General features: G+C 33.9%; 20 protein-coding genes and 2 pseudogenes. 2 read left to right on the top strand and 20 right to left on the bottom strand.

Annotated elements, in window-relative coordinates; all coding sequences use genetic code 11:
• Positions 1-47: 47 nt before the first annotated feature.
• The 5 genes from NQ558_RS13190 to NQ558_RS03690 all read right to left on the bottom strand — a co-directional run bounded on the left by NQ558_RS13190 (position 48) and on the right by NQ558_RS03690 (position 2,972).
• Positions 48-512, bottom strand: a complete 465-nt coding sequence (locus NQ558_RS13190; RefSeq protein ID WP_341271136.1) for a helix-turn-helix domain-containing protein — start codon at positions 510-512, stop codon at positions 48-50.
• Positions 488-1,012, bottom strand: a complete 525-nt coding sequence (locus tag NQ558_RS13185; protein ID WP_005363447.1) for an AraC family ligand binding domain-containing protein — start codon at positions 1,010-1,012, stop codon at positions 488-490. Before NQ558_RS13185 ends, NQ558_RS13190 begins: the two co-directional genes overlap by 25 nt.
• Positions 1,013-1,350: 338 nt before the next feature.
• Positions 1,351-1,521, bottom strand: coding sequence for a sortase family protein (locus tag NQ558_RS03700; protein WP_326930491.1), 171 nt, complete (start codon positions 1,519-1,521; stop codon positions 1,351-1,353).
• Between the two features lie 119 nt (positions 1,522-1,640).
• On the bottom strand, positions 1,641-1,904 hold the full coding sequence (locus NQ558_RS03695) for a hypothetical protein (RefSeq protein WP_005363450.1): 264 nt from the start codon (positions 1,902-1,904) through the stop codon (positions 1,641-1,643).
• A gap of 654 nt (positions 1,905-2,558) precedes the next feature.
• Complete coding sequence (locus tag NQ558_RS03690; protein WP_040447230.1) at positions 2,559-2,972, bottom strand: hypothetical protein; 414 nt, start codon at positions 2,970-2,972, stop codon at positions 2,559-2,561.
• A gap of 340 nt (positions 2,973-3,312) precedes the next feature.
• Here NQ558_RS03690 and NQ558_RS03685 point away from each other — a divergent pair, with 340 nt between their 5' ends.
• Positions 3,313-3,696, top strand: coding sequence for a plasmid mobilization protein (locus NQ558_RS03685; protein WP_005363452.1), 384 nt, complete (start codon positions 3,313-3,315; stop codon positions 3,694-3,696).
• Positions 3,683-3,949 carry a hypothetical protein gene (locus tag NQ558_RS03680; RefSeq protein ID WP_005363453.1) on the top strand — a complete coding sequence of 89 codons (267 nt, stop codon included), beginning with the start codon at positions 3,683-3,685 and terminating at the stop codon, positions 3,947-3,949. The genes NQ558_RS03685 and NQ558_RS03680 overlap by 14 nt, the downstream gene beginning before the upstream one ends.
• Positions 3,950-4,062: 113 nt before the next feature.
• Here the strand turns inward: NQ558_RS03680 and NQ558_RS03675 are convergent, their stop codons facing one another.
• From NQ558_RS03675 to NQ558_RS03610, 15 genes and pseudogenes are all read right to left on the bottom strand, one after another.
• Positions 4,063-5,325 carry a hypothetical protein gene (locus NQ558_RS03675; protein WP_005363454.1) on the bottom strand — a complete coding sequence of 421 codons (1,263 nt, stop codon included), beginning with the start codon at positions 5,323-5,325 and terminating at the stop codon, positions 4,063-4,065.
• Between the two features lie 61 nt (positions 5,326-5,386).
• Positions 5,387-5,944 carry an ATP-binding protein gene (locus tag NQ558_RS03670; protein WP_412098417.1) on the bottom strand — a complete coding sequence of 186 codons (558 nt, stop codon included), beginning with the start codon at positions 5,942-5,944 and terminating at the stop codon, positions 5,387-5,389.
• 23 nt (positions 5,945-5,967) lie between these two features.
• Positions 5,968-6,108, bottom strand: a complete 141-nt coding sequence (locus NQ558_RS03665) for a putative DNA binding domain-containing protein (RefSeq protein WP_156775000.1) — start codon at positions 6,106-6,108, stop codon at positions 5,968-5,970.
• A gap of 133 nt (positions 6,109-6,241) precedes the next feature.
• A complete protein-coding gene (locus tag NQ558_RS03660) occupies positions 6,242-6,739 on the bottom strand; it encodes an NUDIX hydrolase (protein ID WP_412098416.1) in 498 nt (165 codons plus the stop codon).
• A gap of 15 nt (positions 6,740-6,754) precedes the next feature.
• Positions 6,755-6,955, bottom strand: a pseudogene (locus NQ558_RS13180) (helix-turn-helix domain-containing protein); the annotation flags it as partial.
• Positions 6,956-6,993: 38 nt separating this feature from the next.
• Positions 6,994-10,200 (bottom strand): DEAD/DEAH box helicase, encoded by a 3,207-nt coding sequence (locus NQ558_RS03655; RefSeq protein ID WP_005363458.1) that lies wholly within the window; start codon positions 10,198-10,200, stop codon positions 6,994-6,996.
• A gap of 14 nt (positions 10,201-10,214) precedes the next feature.
• The gene (locus NQ558_RS03650; RefSeq protein ID WP_005363459.1) at positions 10,215-10,598 is read right to left on the bottom strand and encodes a GNAT family N-acetyltransferase; all 384 of its coding nucleotides are present in this window, start codon (positions 10,596-10,598) and stop codon (positions 10,215-10,217) included.
• Positions 10,599-10,691: 93 nt separating this feature from the next.
• Positions 10,692-10,841: pseudogene (locus NQ558_RS03645) on the bottom strand (N-acetyltransferase); the annotation flags it as partial.
• On the bottom strand, positions 10,801-10,938 hold the full coding sequence (locus NQ558_RS03640; RefSeq protein WP_005363460.1) for a hypothetical protein: 138 nt from the start codon (positions 10,936-10,938) through the stop codon (positions 10,801-10,803). The gene NQ558_RS03640 and the pseudogene NQ558_RS03645, both read right to left, overlap by 41 nt.
• Positions 10,939-11,514: 576 nt before the next feature.
• Positions 11,515-11,763, bottom strand: coding sequence for a TNT domain-containing protein (locus tag NQ558_RS13175; protein ID WP_367117694.1), 249 nt, complete (start codon positions 11,761-11,763; stop codon positions 11,515-11,517).
• 19 nt (positions 11,764-11,782) lie between these two features.
• A complete protein-coding gene (locus NQ558_RS03635; protein ID WP_005363462.1) occupies positions 11,783-12,352 on the bottom strand; it encodes a suppressor of fused domain protein in 570 nt (189 codons plus the stop codon).
• 45 nt (positions 12,353-12,397) lie between these two features.
• The gene (locus tag NQ558_RS13140; protein ID WP_326930490.1) at positions 12,398-13,561 is read right to left on the bottom strand and encodes a polymorphic toxin-type HINT domain-containing protein; all 1,164 of its coding nucleotides are present in this window, start codon (positions 13,559-13,561) and stop codon (positions 12,398-12,400) included.
• A 115-nt stretch (positions 13,562-13,676) separates the two neighbouring features.
• Complete coding sequence (locus NQ558_RS03620; protein WP_005360952.1) at positions 13,677-14,237, bottom strand: T6SS immunity protein Tdi1 domain-containing protein; 561 nt, start codon at positions 14,235-14,237, stop codon at positions 13,677-13,679.
• Positions 14,238-14,249: 12 nt separating this feature from the next.
• Positions 14,250-15,908 carry a polymorphic toxin type 15 domain-containing protein gene (locus tag NQ558_RS03615; RefSeq protein ID WP_259907641.1) on the bottom strand — a complete coding sequence of 553 codons (1,659 nt, stop codon included), beginning with the start codon at positions 15,906-15,908 and terminating at the stop codon, positions 14,250-14,252.
• Positions 15,832-16,866, bottom strand: a complete 1,035-nt coding sequence (locus NQ558_RS03610) for a tetratricopeptide repeat protein (RefSeq protein ID WP_050750959.1) — start codon at positions 16,864-16,866, stop codon at positions 15,832-15,834. The genes NQ558_RS03615 and NQ558_RS03610 overlap by 77 nt, the downstream gene beginning before the upstream one ends.
• Positions 16,867-16,870 lie beyond the last annotated feature (4 nt).

Raw genomic sequence — 16,870 nt, 5'->3', positions numbered from 1 at the left:
TTGTTTTAAAAAGTATCCTTATTGGTAATTTTATTAAATTCTTTGATTTATTTCTTATAGTTATCTCTGTACTGCTTTGGAGTTTTTCCGAATCTTGCCTTAAAAATTCTATGAAAATAGCTTAAATTGTCATAACCTATTGCAAGTCCAATATCTGCAATTGGTATGTTAGTCTGTGTCAGGTAATATACTGCCTGATTTAATCTTTTTCTTTGAACCAAATCCGTATAAGTACTTCCCGTCAGCTCCTTAATCTTCTTGCTAATCCAATACACATCATAATTAAGGTTCTTTGCCAAATTAGTCAGTTCACCATCTTTGTAATTCTCTTCTATGTATCTTAGAATTGTAATCAAAAGCTTTCTATCGTCGCTATTATTGCCCACCTCAACTCTGTCTGTATTGTTTAAAAGCTGAACAAAAAGAAGTCCCATTGTAATCTGATTTATGCTTCGCTTATTTAGGGAATCATTCTTTATGGTCCATATTAAATTTTCAATAAGATTCTGCACAGGCAAAACATCTGCAACTTTAAAATGAAGATAGCTATATTGCCTTTTTTTCCAACCAAAGATTCTATAATAAAATCTTTCAGTGGACTTTCTTCCATTTCAATCATATTAAGTGCCTTGTTAAAAAATTCTGGAAGTATTATAAAATTAACCGCAACATCATTCTCCTTTGCCGGAAGAATCTCCTGCACTGCATTCATGCTTAAAAATAACAGTTCACCTTTCTCCAAAACCACCTTATTATCGTTAATAATATGTGTGGTACTGCCCGAACACATATAAATTACTTCAATATAGTCGTGAGTATGCTTTGGAAAATGTATAAACCTTGTATGTGGTCTGATTGTAATAATCTTTCCCTGCTCCAAAAGCTTGTTTGCATTTATTATATCCGACTGCTGCTCCATATAAAGCCTACGGTCAATATTGTCCCTTCCCTGAAGAATTTCCTTTTCTTCATCGGTTATATTTCTTAACTCTTTATATAATTTTTCATCCATATAATTAATACTTCAATTTTTCTCCTATTGTAACTCTTACTATAATACGTTTTTACAATATTCTAATGTGTATTATATTTTTTTACAATACTTTTTTGCAAACAAACTACTTAAGTTTAATATCAAATATGAGACTTGTTCTTAATTCTTCTATACATTTTCTCCTTCTTAATCAATCTCAAATGTAAACTATGGTATGTCATATCCCATTTTTTCACTTTATTCCAAATCCAATATATCTCTCAACATATTTGATATCATTCAATGTCCTAATATCAGTATTGGCTATCATATAACTAAATCTATATAACTAAATTTGTTTTGTTATTTAGCTATTATTATATATTTTTTCCAATAACCACAATCCTACAATCATCCCCTTTCCCATTATCGCAAGTAGACAACATCAGCATCTGCTCTCCATACTTGGGCTTATTCTCCTGTCTCCACAAACTATGCTCCTCTACCTTGTCAATGAACTCATCATGCTCTTCCTTATTCCTTGCCATTACGAATTTCCAGTATTCAAACTTATGTATGTTAACACTCATCACTGCAAACACCTCATACTCTCTCTTTTTATCCGTTGTAAAATATATCTTTCTGTGCTTATTAAAAACTCCTTATCCTATTTGAAATTGTATTTTGACTTGTCCTTTGCTCTTACGCATGCAAAACATCCAAGTGCAATTAATAATGAAATAAGTGAAACTACCATTCCTACTGTTTTTCCATTAATGCCTGTCTGTGGTGTGTCAGGTACCACAGGGATTCTTTCGTCTGTAACTGTACGTTTCTGAACTTTTCCTGTGTCCTTAATTCTTATTTTCTTATCCTTTGCAGCCTTGTAATGTTCAGGTGCATCAACTTCCTTAAACATCTTGTCTGTCATATTTGTAATCTCCTTTTTCTCTTTTGATTAAATTGTTTTTGTTTGACCGTAGTTCTACTTTAGTCCTTTTACTTTCCAAATAGAAGTTAGTGGCACTATACCTTTTCCTTTAATCAACTTCTTCTTTCTTTTGTGACCAACGTTAAACAAATTTGTTTTTTTATCAGGCTTAAAGTTCCAGATCCCTTTGTTTATCGGCTTTTCAAGCAAAAAAGAAGAGCTATTTCAACTTATTAGTCAAAATAACTCTTCTTATTCTTGATTTTGTTCTCAAAATGTTCTCATAAGAGACTTATATTCGGTGCTTTCCCTTTATTTATGGGGTGTTCTAACATGTGTTCCCTTATTCAAACTTGGCTTGTACCGAGTTCAACTTGAACATATTTGTTTAGGTTTCGTGTGCTTTTATCTGTTAATTTACCTATATTATATTATTTGTATTATCCTTCTGATTTCGTGTTGCCATAGTGTTGCCACGGAAGTATTATAACATAAGTCAGATTTTATTTCATTAAGTTATTTTAACACCTATAAAAAATACGTTTCAAATTTAATGAACTATCATTCTTCATAATGACATTTTATACACAATACTTTATTTTTTAGTGCTAGTGCATAAAATAATCTAATTGCAAATCAATAATTTTCATTACGCTATATATTATAATGTATATAGTACAATATATGACTATTTACGTCATATAAAAATACACTGTAATTATCATTATTTGACCCTGCTCTCAGGCTATAATAGTCTCCTTCATTTATATTATCTGTTTCAAAGTCATACTTATTGCTATCCTCCATACTTTCATAAGGGAACTTATCAAAATAACTCTTTATATCATCTATATTTTCTTTTGTTACAATAGAATAATAACTGTTCTCCTCAAATTTTTTATCCTCGCTTTCCTTATAGAAATATTTGCAATAATCTATATAATCTTGAAATCCATCACTGTAATATTCTTCACAGTTACTATACCCTTCAATAATCTCATTACTTTTGGAACTGCATGCACTCAGTAATATCATACACAATATAATACATAATATATTTCTCCTCATACATATCTCCTCTCTATCGCACCTTCACTTGTTGCTTGGTAGTATAAATAGTAATGAAAGTATCATTTCACACTATTCTTATACTTCCCAAAGGAAGTATCATCAAATCAAAAATGCTGATTTTATGCGGCATTCCACCGCATCTGTTTCATCTAATGTTACTCTTTTCATATCTTTTTCAAAAACTTTAGTTGCAAATTAGTTGCAATGATTCAATATTGCTTCTACGAAATTCATGGCAGATATAATCTACTTTTACAACTAAAAACGAATAATCAAATGTGGCTTGCGGGTGCTTTATCATGTCTGCTGCCACACCCACTATGAAAGGAGCTTTTCTATGAGCAATCAACACAAACGTCCAACAATAAGTTTTAGAATCAGCGATGCTGAACGCAGACAAATTGAAGCCCATATCCTTGCCAGCGGTATGATGAAGAAAGATTACTTTGTCCGTTCCTGCATATATAACCGAATCTGCGTTGTAGGCAAGAAAGAAACCATATATCCGCTTGTGCAGACTGTTAATGCTCTGTATCTGCAACTGCTTGAAATGCAAAAAACATTTACTGAATGCTGTGAGCACCAAACTTTAAACAATCTCACTACATGCAATGAAATCAAGGAACTACAGACCGATTATAATAATATGCTTACAGCCATCATTGATCTGCTTGATGGCGCTAAGTATCTGTGGGAAGGAGAACATAATGAAACAAAATAACCCTTGTTGCCTGTTTGGAATGTATGAACCTAATACAGATTCTGTTATTGTTAATGCCATCAATAATACATATACCGGCACACCTCTAACTATCAGTTGCGAAAAATGCAATTCAGCTGTCTTGCTCGATACACCTGATGATATTGTGTATCTGTATCGGCTAGCACAGGAGAATTCTCTGCTGTATGCTGAATTAGCTTGTAAACCTAATGGATTACAGGAATATGTGGATGCTATGAATGAATTCAATTAATTTTCCCTAGTTGAGGAAGCATTTTATTGAAGTTAGTCTCATCTATGTCTCACCAGTATCGTAATGATTTGAGACTGGTGAGACTATGTTTAAATTCCAGTATTTTATTTGAATTACAATTTCTTCTCCACCTTCTCCAATTCATCCAACAATGCTGGTTTTCTTGGATATCTCTGCTTCAATTCCTCAATTAAAGACTTAGCGGTATCATTACCCTTCCATTTTATAAGCTGTGCAATATTCTTCGTTATCTTCTTATATTCTCGTCTATCCTTTGCCTGAGCACAGCTTTCACTTATTTCCTTATAACACAACTCATATATCTGCTCCGGATATTCCTTCACCAAATATTTTCCATAACAAAACAAATCATACGGATTCTCCATTACATCTTCAAGCAATCTCTTCTTTTCATTTTCTGAAATAAGAACACTGCGGTAGCAAACAGTTCGCTTGCTGTCCTTTAATTCATCCAATAGGCTCTCGTAATTCTCATTCCACGTACCACACGCTTTGTAAATCTGTTTCAAAACACCCCAGAACTTCTCATTTCCCATTAATAACAGCTTTTTTGCCTGTGCGATTTGCTTTTCCCTGTTGTTTCCTGTCCTATATATGTCATATAGCATATTATTCCAATCTTCCGGATCGCCACTACGATAATGCCATGTATTTTCTGCATTTGCCTTCTCTAAACAAAGCTTCTCTGCTTCATCATAATTCTTCGCTTCCATAGCATCCTTAATCGCTATAATACGGAGTTCATTTATCAGAATATTCTGATATAACTCCTTCTGCGTATTCTCTTTGCCATATAAATGTCTATGTAAAAGATATCTTACAATCAAATCTTCTTTTTTCGTGTATTCTGGAAAATAATCCTCCCGCAAAATTTCCAACAAAGTATCTAAAACCTTTTCAAGTTTCTTTGCACTCTTTTCATCACACAGGCAAATTCCACTTTTCAGCAGGTTATAACGCCAGTCAATCCAACCGTCAAACACACTCTTTTTCGCCTCTTTTAGAATTAATGCTAGTGCTTGATCCCGCATTTGTTGGTCCTTTTTTTCGATTTCTTTTGTGCATTTATCTATCAGTTGGTATGTACACATGATAACATCTGTAAGCATTCCCGAACTACTATCCGCATGAGATGCTAACTTAACGCCAGATACCAAAATGTATGTAGCCGCCTCAAGTGCAACCATATAGCCACGCTTTTCTAAGGTCTCAGCACACATATCAAGGCAGTCATGCATATCCATACAAATATTATCACAGCTGCTCCAACCAATGTATCCCCGATGGGTGTTGCATTTAATTGATGCAGCAATTGTGTTTTTCACTATCGGTATAATATCTTCTGTGGGTATCATAGCAGCCCCTTTCTTTTATACAACAATATCAATCTTATGTCTTTCACACCATTGCCTTGCACTATTCTCTAAAATATACTTTATTCTTTGTTTTTCCATAACTATTAAGAATATCCAATTTTTCTGCCTTCAATAGCAGTCGACTTGCCGTCTTTATTTCCACTTTCAATAATTTTGCTGCAATAGAGCTATTTATTTTTTTATTTGTATCGAGATAGTGCAAAATAATCTGCATTCTTGTTCTTTCCAATTTGGACATTGATTCGGACATTGATTCGGACATTGCCTCATTTTCTTCAAAATCGTGAGAAACATCATAATTCAGATTCGGCATTACTACAGTAAACTGATATCTGTCCGAGCGAAATGATGGTCTTTTACTCTCATCATAATTAATTTGAAATTCATATCCACTAATAATCTTTCCAAATCCACTACCTTTACGCTCCATATATCCAAGCCTGTTGAACACATCCGCAAGAACCGGATTTCTTCTGGTAGAAGGTACTGTAAGCGGATCTCTGTCCTGAATCATGGACCCATCCGGCATTCCTCCCGGAGAATAGATTTCCATTCTGTCATCGTATATGTCAATATGAACTTCACTTCCATTTACCAGATAATCACGATGTGCTAAAGCATTTACGAGTGCTTCATGATAGCTTCGCCAAATGTATTTGCAAACGCACTAACACTTTTACACCAACTTTTTGGTTTCTTTTCCTCCAATGCCAGCTTTTTATCGTATTCTGTTGCTTCACCAATTAAATCTTTTATATTCATACCAAACATTCACTTCCTGTTTAATTTATAGTCTTTACCATATTTATGTTTTCATACAATTCATCTGTCGCATAATCACCTTCACACACTTTTATAACCCAACTCAATTTGCTCCATAACAACTAGCTCCTTTTCAACATTTCTTATCCACTTCTGTAAAAAAGTACTCCAATGTATCCACAAACATATCCGCATCAAACAATTCTTTTATCTGCTTTCTGTCCATCCATGCAACCTGTGCCACTTCATCCGTTGTGGCATTGCCTAAATCAACCTCTCCGTCATATTCAAACAGCCAAACGTCCATAATATCATTAAAGATTTTTCCCTCAATGATTTTTCGTGTCTTTGTAAAAAGAACTTGTCCATTTTCCGGCATCAAATCAACGCCAACTTCTTCCTTTGCCTCCCGGATTGCTCCTAATAAACTATCCTCTCCTTTTACAACCGAACCCCCTACACATTCCCACATCAAAGGATATGTCGGTCTGTTTGCTGAACGCTGCGAGATAAGATACTCTCCTTTAGAATTACGAATCCAGACATGCACCACCAGATGGTATCCGTCTATCGGTAGCTGCTCTCCTCTTACATGGTCTTTTCCCAGAAGTTCTCGGTTTTCATTATACAAATCCCATATTTCTGCATCCGGTACATACTCTACAATGTCTCCAAAATCAGCATTTAAAGTCTTACATATCTTGCTCAAAATTGTGAGACTCACCTCTTCATCACGGCGCAATTTTGTCATTGTGTTTGGGGCAATTTCTGCCTTTTTACGCAAATCAGATTTGCTCATTTTTTTATCCACTAATAGTTTCCATAATTTGTTATATGATACAGCCATAACAATATCTCCTGCTCTGACTCCATATCGTCTATATTTTACACATTTATTATATCAATTAAATTCGGAATAAACTCTCTAAAGTACCTCCTATTTTTCCAATCATTTATATTGCCAATAAATGCTATTCTATATTTTGCTCTGGTGCATGCAACATTAAGTATATTAGCTTTCTTTACTACCCAATTCATTGCACCTGCACTTTTATTTGAACAACCTAATACCAAAAGTACCTCATTCGCGTCTTTACCTTGAAAAGTATGCACTGTACCAACACAATTTTTGGTCCACTTTGACAAGATTTCCTTATCATATCCTTTTGCTGAAAAGTAGCTAATGATAAACTTACGCATTGATTCTGCAACTGTTCTAAAAGGTGTAATTATAAAAATCTTATCATCTGTCTCAAACAAATCTGAATATATATGTACTGCATCTTCCATTAATTGGCATACTCTCTCAGCTTGATTTTTCACAAAATGATCCTTGCCACCATTTTCTACTCCTTCAACATTAATCCATCCAGATTTTTTTATCAAAAATGGTTTTTCTGGTTTCAAATATTCTTCCTTCTTATTTGTTTTATTAAACATTCTATTGTCATATGAAATCAAATTTGAAATAGAAAACATTGGTTCTATGCACCTTCTGTGAACAACCAACGGACAACCAACCTGGCGTTCCCCGATCATACCGTTAAACTCATTTATATTATCAGCAAAAGTCTGAGCTGAATTTTCAATCACCTTATATTCATTTGCTACACAAGTACTATCAGCCAGTATGTCAATTAGCACTTTAGGAATTGTTACAACAGGTTCTACTTGCAATGGATCTCCCACAACAACTGCTCGCCTTGTTCTATAAATTGCTCCTAAAGCAGACTGTGGAACTGCTTGTCCCGATTCGTCAATTATAAGCATACCTAAACTCATATTTCCTGCATGCTTTAAAAATCTTCCGACAGATGCAAATGTAGAAGATAGTACAGGTATCACTATTGACAAGGAATTAAACAAATGCGGAAACATCTCCTTTTTTTCTTCCATTGTATATTTCCCATTATTATATGCTTCATATACAAATAGATTTCTTTTTATATATGGCGACTCCAAAATAAATGCTTTTCGCACCTGTAGTGAAGCAAAAAACAATTCTTCTCTAGCCATATCATATTCGTCAAATGTCCACGGACATGCATTCTGCGAGTCCTCAGATTCTTTAATATCTATATAAAAATTTTTATCTGCAAAATTATTTTTGTATTTGTTTTTCAAAGACCCATTATTTCCATATATTTTTTCTTCAAGTATCTGTACTTTCTTTGTTAAAGCAGCGATTATACTATATTGCTTTTCAATTTTTGTACATACTTCTTCTGTATTTCTCACAGCCAAACTATATCTACGTTTAATATCTTCGTGATTAATTATTAACTCATCGACATATTTTTGTTTTTCAGCAACATGCCTACCTATTTTCCCTATTCCCAAAAGGATAAGTAGTTTCTTAAAAATAGAGCTATGTTCCTTAATATACTTAATTTCCCCTTCCTGCTCTAAAGTCTCCTGTTCATTACTTTCTAATTCCGTTCTTACATCATTTAACTTTATATTTAATTGCTCCTTTTCTATGAGCAACTGTTTTAAGTCCAATTTACTCTTCGCTAAACCCTCTCCTTCTTTATAAAAATCATCCAAGAGTTTTTGGTCTTTTTTGATGCCTTCTCTTAATAACAAAACCTTTCTTTTAGCTACATTAAACTTATCAATAGCTTCATCCCACGAAATACTATCTTCTCTTGCCAGATCTAATGTCACTTTATCCGAAGCATCATTTTTTTTAGCGAATACACAAGATTCTAAAACTTCAGTAACATAGGATTTTCTTCCCATACGAGCTGATATTAATCCCCACGCACCTCCTTCTTTTCCCAAAAGATTATCTGCTACCGCTGAAAAATACACTTCTTTATTTATCTTTCTGTCGAAGTAATCTGTCCTAGTTTTATCTTTTTCCATATCGCCAGATTTCGGTAAATCGAGCGTGATATTTTCTACAGCTCCATTATTATTTGATACCACAAGAATTCCATATTTAGAAATTTCTTCTGGTATTTCATAATATTTTTCTGTATATCTAGCATTTGATGCGGATTCAACTTTCCTAGAAACAAAATTACTACCACTAATTCCATATTTAATTAAAACTTCTGCTAATTGGACAACATTTGAAGCAATGATTTCTTTCAAAAGAGTCGTTTTTCCCGTTCCTGGTGGTCCATTTACTGAAAATATTTTTTCCTTTCTATCGTTTTCTGATATAGCTATGTTTATAGCTATTTGCTGCATTAATGTCGGAGAAAACTTTGATGGATATTTTCCCATCGGAAATCTATCTACTTCTAACCATTTTTTCATGGAACAAACATCACTGTCTATCATTATCTTTTTTTGATTTCCTGCCAATAATGAGGTGGTATATTTTATCAAATTCTCATTATTCTTATGGTTCTTCTGAACATTTTCTATTTCGTCCAAATAAAAACTGGTAAAGTCACTTGTTTCATCTTCTTTTTTTAAACCTTTACATGCATATACTTTATCCGAAGCACTTTTTAGCCCAACTTCACTTTCAGACTCAATTCTCAGTTTATCAAATATAATATTTTTTACTATTGTTACATCTGTAAACTCCAATATTTGTACATTATTTTGTTTAAGTATCTCATTTACTTCTTCATTTAGCTTCCATATATTTTCTTGCATAATATTAACATTTATGCCCTCGGCTTTTATCATACAAAGTACAGCATAAAAGAACGGACTGACTTGCACGCCTTCTTCTGTAATTTTCCCATCTAAGTCTATCTGAACTGAGAAAATATAAAATCTACCTGACAATTCGTTTATCTCTGCATATTTTTCCATATCTAATTTACATTTTTCAGCCATTTTTTCCACAAAGGTTTTAATTTTGTAACAGCCACAATAAACATTTGCACGATTATACAACTTCTCATCAGATTTATGTTTTTGTCTCAAATACTCATTATGTGCCTTGTATTCTTTTAATGGTAAACTTCTTGTACTGTAAGCATTATAATATGCATCAAACGGAATATCTTGTTTTCCCTCTTTTATTGTTAAAGTCAATTCGGGATAATCCGATGGTGTAAAATATTCTTCTAATTTCCAAAAATTAAATATCTTATTACATTCCGCTGTTAAAGATCTATTTCTCATTATATACCTACTTTCTAATCGGAACACGCATGACTATGCTTCAGCTCCATTTCATCTTCCATTTTTACAAATCCATATTTTTCATATAAAGGCCGCCCCATATCTGTCGCCTCCAATGCAATCTGTGATACGCCCTGTTTCTTCGCATCCTTTACCAGTAAATCCAATGTATGAAATGCAATCCCCTGTCTCCGATATGCCGGTGCCGTATACATATTCATAATATAAGCCTTTTTACCTGTTGGATTATGATATGTCGGCATAACCTGATAAAAGCTGACACCACCAGCACCAATAAAGGTTTCGTTATCATACACCAGATATCCAATATGCTCACCAGTTTCTAATGTGTTCTTATAATACTCATAGGATTCTTTTTCCACCAATGACATATCCATATCATTTGATAGTTTGTTTGCTGCACCAAATCGTACACAGCCTGCAATTCTTCTATTGTTGCTAATTCATATATCATAATCATTCTCCATATTTTACATATCAATCCATTGAATAAATGCCGTCTTATCCGAGCTATTATATCCTGCACTTCGATAAAAGTTTAATGTACTTTCTTCCTTAGAACCTGTAAGTAACATCATCTTATAACAACGATTCTGTTTGGCAATCTGCTTTGCAAAATTCGCACTGAGGAGATGCTGTTATAACAGAAGCACCGTCTTTGTACGCCTGAGCATCTATTTCCCATTTTTCTGCTAATGTCAGTATTTTTTGTTCCATAAAAACTCCTTATTTTGCTATAACATCTATGTAAAGTACACCGTTTTGCATATTTGCATTAGTTATTTTAAATTGCTGACCTTTTCTTTCTCAGTTTTGGAAGAGGAACTTATGCTATTTACTGTATCCTGCAGGTTATATGTACTGTTACTTACTCCTTGTAACGTAGATTTAAGTGTTCCTAACTGAGTATCCAAGTTATTGGAAGACTTTATGATGTTGTCTATCAAGCCTCCCACTCCATTCAGCTTATCCTTATATAATGTAATTGTTGCCATTCTATTCCTAACCAATGTTCATTACCTGAATCATTTTACTAATTACAAATTAGTTTTCTATTTACCAAATATATTTTTTATTCAGATAATTCTTTACACATATATTCCAGTGCGTCACTTTCACTGTCAAAATATTTATTTGTGGTCTTACATCCTCTCTCAGAATAATATACATTCCACTTTTCTCCATCTTTCACCAAACAGAACCTTTCATCATCACGCCCTTTGCCCTCTATATTATATCATGCAATAGGAACATGCATTTTTTTCATAATTTTAATAAATTCTTTTTTATCCATTATAATATCTCCCTCAAATATCCAACCTTTACCAATCTCTTAATCAACGAAGGCATTTCAATTTGAATACCCATACCTAGCATATTGAACGTAGATTCGATAGTCGATGTAGTTACATTATTAATGTCCTTAACAACAGCATACTTATGATATGCCCATAAATTATCTCTGTATGGCAATGCTCTTTGACCAAAAGGTGTTCCTACCGGAGAAGTATATTGTCCATATTTAGAACCATATCTGTCAATAATAGTTCCTTCTCAATCCCTATATTATTGATTTTCTATATATGTCAAACACATCGACATTTTTTTCTTCTAATAGTTCTTCGAATTTTTCATCACCAAACTCTTCAATGTATTCTAATTCTTTGTCGGAAATTGGCACCATATATAACCAATTAATAATTATATTTTCATATTCTATTCCTTGTAGCTTCTCCCAGAATATTGGAATAGTATAATAAATATGCTTCATTTCTAGTTCATCACAATAATCCGCGATAGCATCAATCGCCACCATTCCTGGCTTACATATGTAATTATCTTTAATAATATTAAATGCACACGACGCAACAATATTAGGAAATTCGCTGAAATCACTATTACACATTCCAATATATTCTACTCTGATTTCTCTTCCGTCACTACAAACCAAATCAACTGGAAACTTTGATAGTCCAATAGTAGAGTATGTGTTAAGCCCTATATCTGGCCTATCTTCTCCAATATAAATATCAATACTGTTTTCATTTGTGTCATCTGCAAAAGCTAACACTTTAGGTGCAAGTTTTATTTCTTTATGAAGAATTTGAAAAATATATTTTTTTTGTTGCATATTTCCTTTCTCCTATTTCTACTTTTTCTATTTTTTATAATATAATCATGGTCCTAGATATAAATCTGTTAAATCTTCGCATACGTGACTCCTATTTGATGACGGCAATTCTGGTCTATAATGTGAAGGATTATTATGTTCATCTAGAAACTGTTTCCTAGTAATTCCTCTTTCCCGTGCACTTGCTCTATGTTTTCTAAACTCATACCCAGGCTTATGTCCCATATCCCATGGTTCATCTTTACTCATTGGTCGTCCTGTTTTAGGATCGTGAACTATACCATCTGGAGATGCTTTTTCAACTTCTTCCCATGCTTTATCTCTTACACCTTTTCTGAATCCCGAAGGACGACTATATGCATCACCTGCATTATGAACAAGAATATGCATATCTCCTACATAATACGTATGATACTCATCTACTTTAAAGTTATATACCTCTGCACCATCAGCGTTTGTTTCTCTAAGTAAATTATCAACACGTACTACATTTCCACTGTTGTTTAATAATTCACTATCTATTACAAGGCTCATTGCAGGGACAAAAACTTTTCCCTCGACCCAAAATGGATGGTCTGCTGTAGTAACTATTTCTTCTTCTCCAATGAAAATATGTATCAAATCATTTGTCTTTCTTACAAATGTATCTAATACCTCTTTGTATTTTCTTTCCATCGTATCTGTATCTGCTGCTAAAACCCTATCTCCAACCTCGATGTCTTCGATTTTTTTTAATCCATCTATTGTTAATACTAAAGTTCCTGCGACAAAACACTTCATAGTTGTTGTCATACCACCGGTAAATACTGCAAGTGCCGACACACTTATTTGAAATACATTATAAGCTTTATTTGAATGTAGCTTTTTATTTAAATCAGCAATAGGATTATTTTTATTATCAATTGCCATATCAGCTAAAGAAATCATATCAAATCCAGCCATTCCAAGGCTCAGCACTTTTGATACCGCTGCCGTTCCCTTTATTGCTTTTCCGAGTTTTGATGCACAACTGATTCCCTTGCCTAATGCGGATCCGGCAACTCCAAGTCCTGCAAAAGCTGCGCCTCCAATAGCACCGCCTACTGCACCTGAAAAAGCACCATCTTCAAATCCGTCAAGGAAAGAACCGCCTTGGCTCATACTTTCCAGTCCACCGGCAACACCACCGATAACTGCTCCTGTTATTGCTCCCCAACAGGCTCCAAGCAATATTCATTACTTGAATCATTTTATTAATTACAGATTGATTTCTATTTACTGAATATATTTTTTATTCAGATAATTCTTCAAATCCTTTTAACATATACTATACTCGTTGTGTTTATTACATAATTATCGACTTCATATCTGATATAATTCCAACCATCTCAATTATTACTTCAATATGCTCCTTTGTTTTTATTTTTTTAAGATTATCAACCGTCTCATTTCCTCCCAAAGCGAGTAATGGGACATAACCAAAGCATTCTTCAAATTCAACTCTCCCATGTTTTTCGACAGCAGCATTATAAAGAATATTCTTAAACATTCTTTCATTCATAAAAGAATCGCCAGCAAACACCTCAAACATCTCCCAACCAGTTGCAATTACACTATAATATCCATAACGATAATAAATAATATCAACTCTCCCCTCACTATTAATAGTTATTATGTCTCCAAAAGCTGTTAACATAACTGGAACCACTCCCTCATAGTCTGCAAAAGACTCCCGAAGTATCTCAATATATTCATCCGGATTAACTACTTTAAGAAATCCGTTCATCATGCTTCCAGTACCGTATTTTTTCCAAATAGAAATTAATTCTTTTGGAAGAATATCACTATATTTTTTTATTACATCATTTCCAATTTCATTTTCTCTATGAAAGTCTCTATATATCATCTATGTTCCTTTCTAGTTACCTATCGATAACTCTACATCTAAATGTAAATTTTTCCAACCATTAGTATTAGTGGGATTTGATTTTATGTAGTTGCTAATTTTCGAGTTTACATAATCGTCTAATACATTAACTCTACTCTTCCATTGGCTTCCAATTGATGAATTTATTCCCGAATTTCCTAAACCGGTGATATTATCTGCTCGCCCCCCAGCAATTTGATCGGGACCATGCAATGCAGCTAAACCCTTTACATCTTGTTTTGCAAGTTGTAAAGCCTTATTTGAGTCAACACCTTTTTTCATATACGCAAGCTGTCGATTTAAAACTTCTTTATCTCTAGCTGCAGTTTGATACTTTTGTCCCTCTGGGTTTCTTCCGTTTTTAATATAAGTTTCTCTGTTATTCTTATATTCTTCTAGTGTTAACTTATTTAATCCTTCTTGTTGGTCATTCAATTGTTGTTCATATTCTTTTTGATCATATTTTGATTTTTTGTTAAATGCGACATTACATTCTGCATTATGGACCAATATAGTATTCTGTCCAATAAAATATGTATGAAAATCCTCTACAGTAAAATTATAAACGCAAACTTTACTATTACATTGCTCTCTATAAATGTTTTCTAAAACATGAACATCTCCATTTGCATCAATTAATTGCATGCCAACGCATAATAAAGAAGCTGCAACAAATCCTTTTCCAACTATATAAAACGGATGATTATCAGATGTTACAATCTCATCTCCACTGATGTATAAATGAATTAAAAAGTCAACCTGACGATTAAAAATATTTTCTACACGTTTATAAGATTTTCTCAATGTATTAGGAGCTGCGGATAATACCCAATCATTACATTTAACTTCTTCAATAGGAATCTTTCCTTTTTTTGTTGCCACTAATGTTCCTGCAATAAAGCATGACATTGTTGTTGTCATTCCACCGGTAAAAACTGCCAATGCCGACACACTAGTTTGGAATATATTATACGCCTTGCTTGAATGTAGTTTTTTATTCAGATCTGCAATAGGATTATTTTTATTATCAATTGCCATATCCGCTAAAGAAATCATATCAAACCCAGCCATTCCAAGACTCAGCACTTTTGATACCGCTGCCGTTCCCTTTATTGCTTTTCCGAGTTTTGATGCACAACTGATTCCCTTGCCTAATGCGGATCCGGCAACTCCAAGTCCTGCAAAAGCTGCGCCTCCAATAGCACCGCCTACTGCACCTGAAAAAGCACCATCTTCAAATCCGTCAAGGAAAGAACCGCCTTGGCTCATACTTTCCAGTCCACCGGCAACACCACCGATAACTGCTCCTGTTATTGCTCCCCAACAGGCTCCAACCAAAAGTGTTCCACCTATTCCTGCTCCGACTCCGGTTGCTATTAATGCAACTGCCACCACAACAATCACAGCAGTGGCTATTAACTTCCAATGTTTTGCACACCACTCAGCTGCCTTTTCAACTTTATCCACAATCTTTTCGATGGCATTTTTTTCGCAATCCGGCTTTAAATAGCTGTACTTCGAGTAAAACTCTTTTTTCGACTTATTGATTTCATCGCGTGCAGAATTATCTCTCTTAACAGTAGTCGTAATAAACTCTGTAACCTGTTTGTTCAATTCGTCTATCACCATATTTTCTTCTTGCTTCTTCAACAGCTCTGTTAATCTCTCTATCGCTAGGTCTCATAATAGGGCCAGCATTTTCCTTACTTTCCATTTTGTTAATTGAGAATCCTTCATTAAATGAGTCTATCGGATTCTCTGCTGCGCCAAGACAATTAGCTGCCATATCTCCATCCTCTAACTGGACATAAACCTCTGCAGCATTAATATATGCATCTACCACATTCTGTACTTCTGGTTTAATTGCGTATAATGAATCATTTATGTACGCTAGTGCTCTTCTATAATGTTCCTTTTCCTTATCTTGTGTATATTTCGCTAATTCCAAGGAAATCTTATCTATGAAGAAATCCATGCATGGTCTGGAAAATCTTTCTGCCCTGTCAATTTCTTCCTCTGCTTCTTCATTTCTATTTTGTAACAGCAATATTTCTTTAGCGATTCTATATCCCAAATATTCAGAAGGTGCAAATAATTTAATCTGATTTGCAACTTCTAACCCCTTCGTATATTCGCCTAACATTCCATAACTTAACGCTTTTCTTTGTAATATTTCAATATCGATTCCGATAATTGTTTCGGCTTTACATAAATTAACAACCGCATCATCATATTTTTTTAAATCAAAACAAAGCATTCCAAGAATCTTATATAATTGCCCCGTAACCTCCGGAGAACATCCAATTTCATCTGCTTTTGCAAATATCGCAATTGCTTCCGCTGATTGTGAATTAGTTGCCAAAGCATATCCTAAATGAAAATATCTGTCGCCATTTTCCGGTTCACACTCTACGGCCTTCTGATAATATTTAATTGCTATGTCATATTTTTCAAATGACATATTTGCATTTCCAGCACATAAATATGCGTCTGCATTATTAGGATCCACTTTGATAGCATCTTTTGCTATATCAAGTGCTTCCTGATATTTTCCTTGTACAAATGCCAATCTTGAATTGGCTATTAATGTTTGAATTTGTTCATTCATTTTC

The sequence above is a fragment of the Eubacterium ventriosum genome (assembly GCF_025150745.1).
GTDB lineage: Bacteria > Bacillota > Clostridia > Lachnospirales > Lachnospiraceae > Eubacterium_G > Eubacterium_G ventriosum.
The sequence above is the reverse complement of the archived record's forward strand: the minus strand, read 5'-3'. Positions and strand labels throughout refer to the sequence as shown.

Excerpts from the sequence above, each read along its gene's own strand:
- NQ558_RS03680 (WP_005363453.1), top strand. The coding sequence starts at position 3,683 with ATGAAACAAAATAACCCTTGTTGCCTGTTTGGAATGTATGAACCTAAT.
- NQ558_RS03655 (WP_005363458.1), bottom strand. The coding sequence starts at position 10,200 with ATGAGAAATAGATCTTTAACAGCGGAATGTAATAAGATATTTAATTTT.
- NQ558_RS03650 (WP_005363459.1), bottom strand. The coding sequence starts at position 10,598 with ATGGATATGTCATTGGTGGAAAAAGAATCCTATGAGTATTATAAGAAC.
- NQ558_RS03620 (WP_005360952.1), bottom strand. The coding sequence starts at position 14,237 with ATGATATATAGAGACTTTCATAGAGAAAATGAAATTGGAAATGATGTA.
- NQ558_RS03685 (WP_005363452.1), top strand. The coding sequence starts at position 3,313 with ATGAGCAATCAACACAAACGTCCAACAATAAGTTTTAGAATCAGCGAT.
- NQ558_RS03640 (WP_005363460.1), bottom strand. The coding sequence starts at position 10,938 with ATGGAACAAAAAATACTGACATTAGCAGAAAAATGGGAAATAGATGCT.
- NQ558_RS03665 (WP_156775000.1), bottom strand. The coding sequence starts at position 6,108 with ATGAATATAAAAGATTTAATTGGTGAAGCAACAGAATACGATAAAAAG.
- NQ558_RS13185 (WP_005363447.1), bottom strand. The coding sequence starts at position 1,012 with ATGGATGAAAAATTATATAAAGAGTTAAGAAATATAACCGATGAAGAA.
- NQ558_RS03695 (WP_005363450.1), bottom strand. The coding sequence starts at position 1,904 with ATGACAGACAAGATGTTTAAGGAAGTTGATGCACCTGAACATTACAAG.
- NQ558_RS03635 (WP_005363462.1), bottom strand. The coding sequence starts at position 12,352 with ATGCAACAAAAAAAATATATTTTTCAAATTCTTCATAAAGAAATAAAA.
- NQ558_RS03700 (WP_326930491.1), bottom strand. The coding sequence starts at position 1,521 with ATGGCAAGGAATAAGGAAGAGCATGATGAGTTCATTGACAAGGTAGAG.
- NQ558_RS03690 (WP_040447230.1), bottom strand. The coding sequence starts at position 2,972 with ATGAGGAGAAATATATTATGTATTATATTGTGTATGATATTACTGAGT.
- NQ558_RS03675 (WP_005363454.1), bottom strand. The coding sequence starts at position 5,325 with ATGATACCCACAGAAGATATTATACCGATAGTGAAAAACACAATTGCT.
- NQ558_RS03610 (WP_050750959.1), bottom strand. The coding sequence starts at position 16,866 with ATGAATGAACAAATTCAAACATTAATAGCCAATTCAAGATTGGCATTT.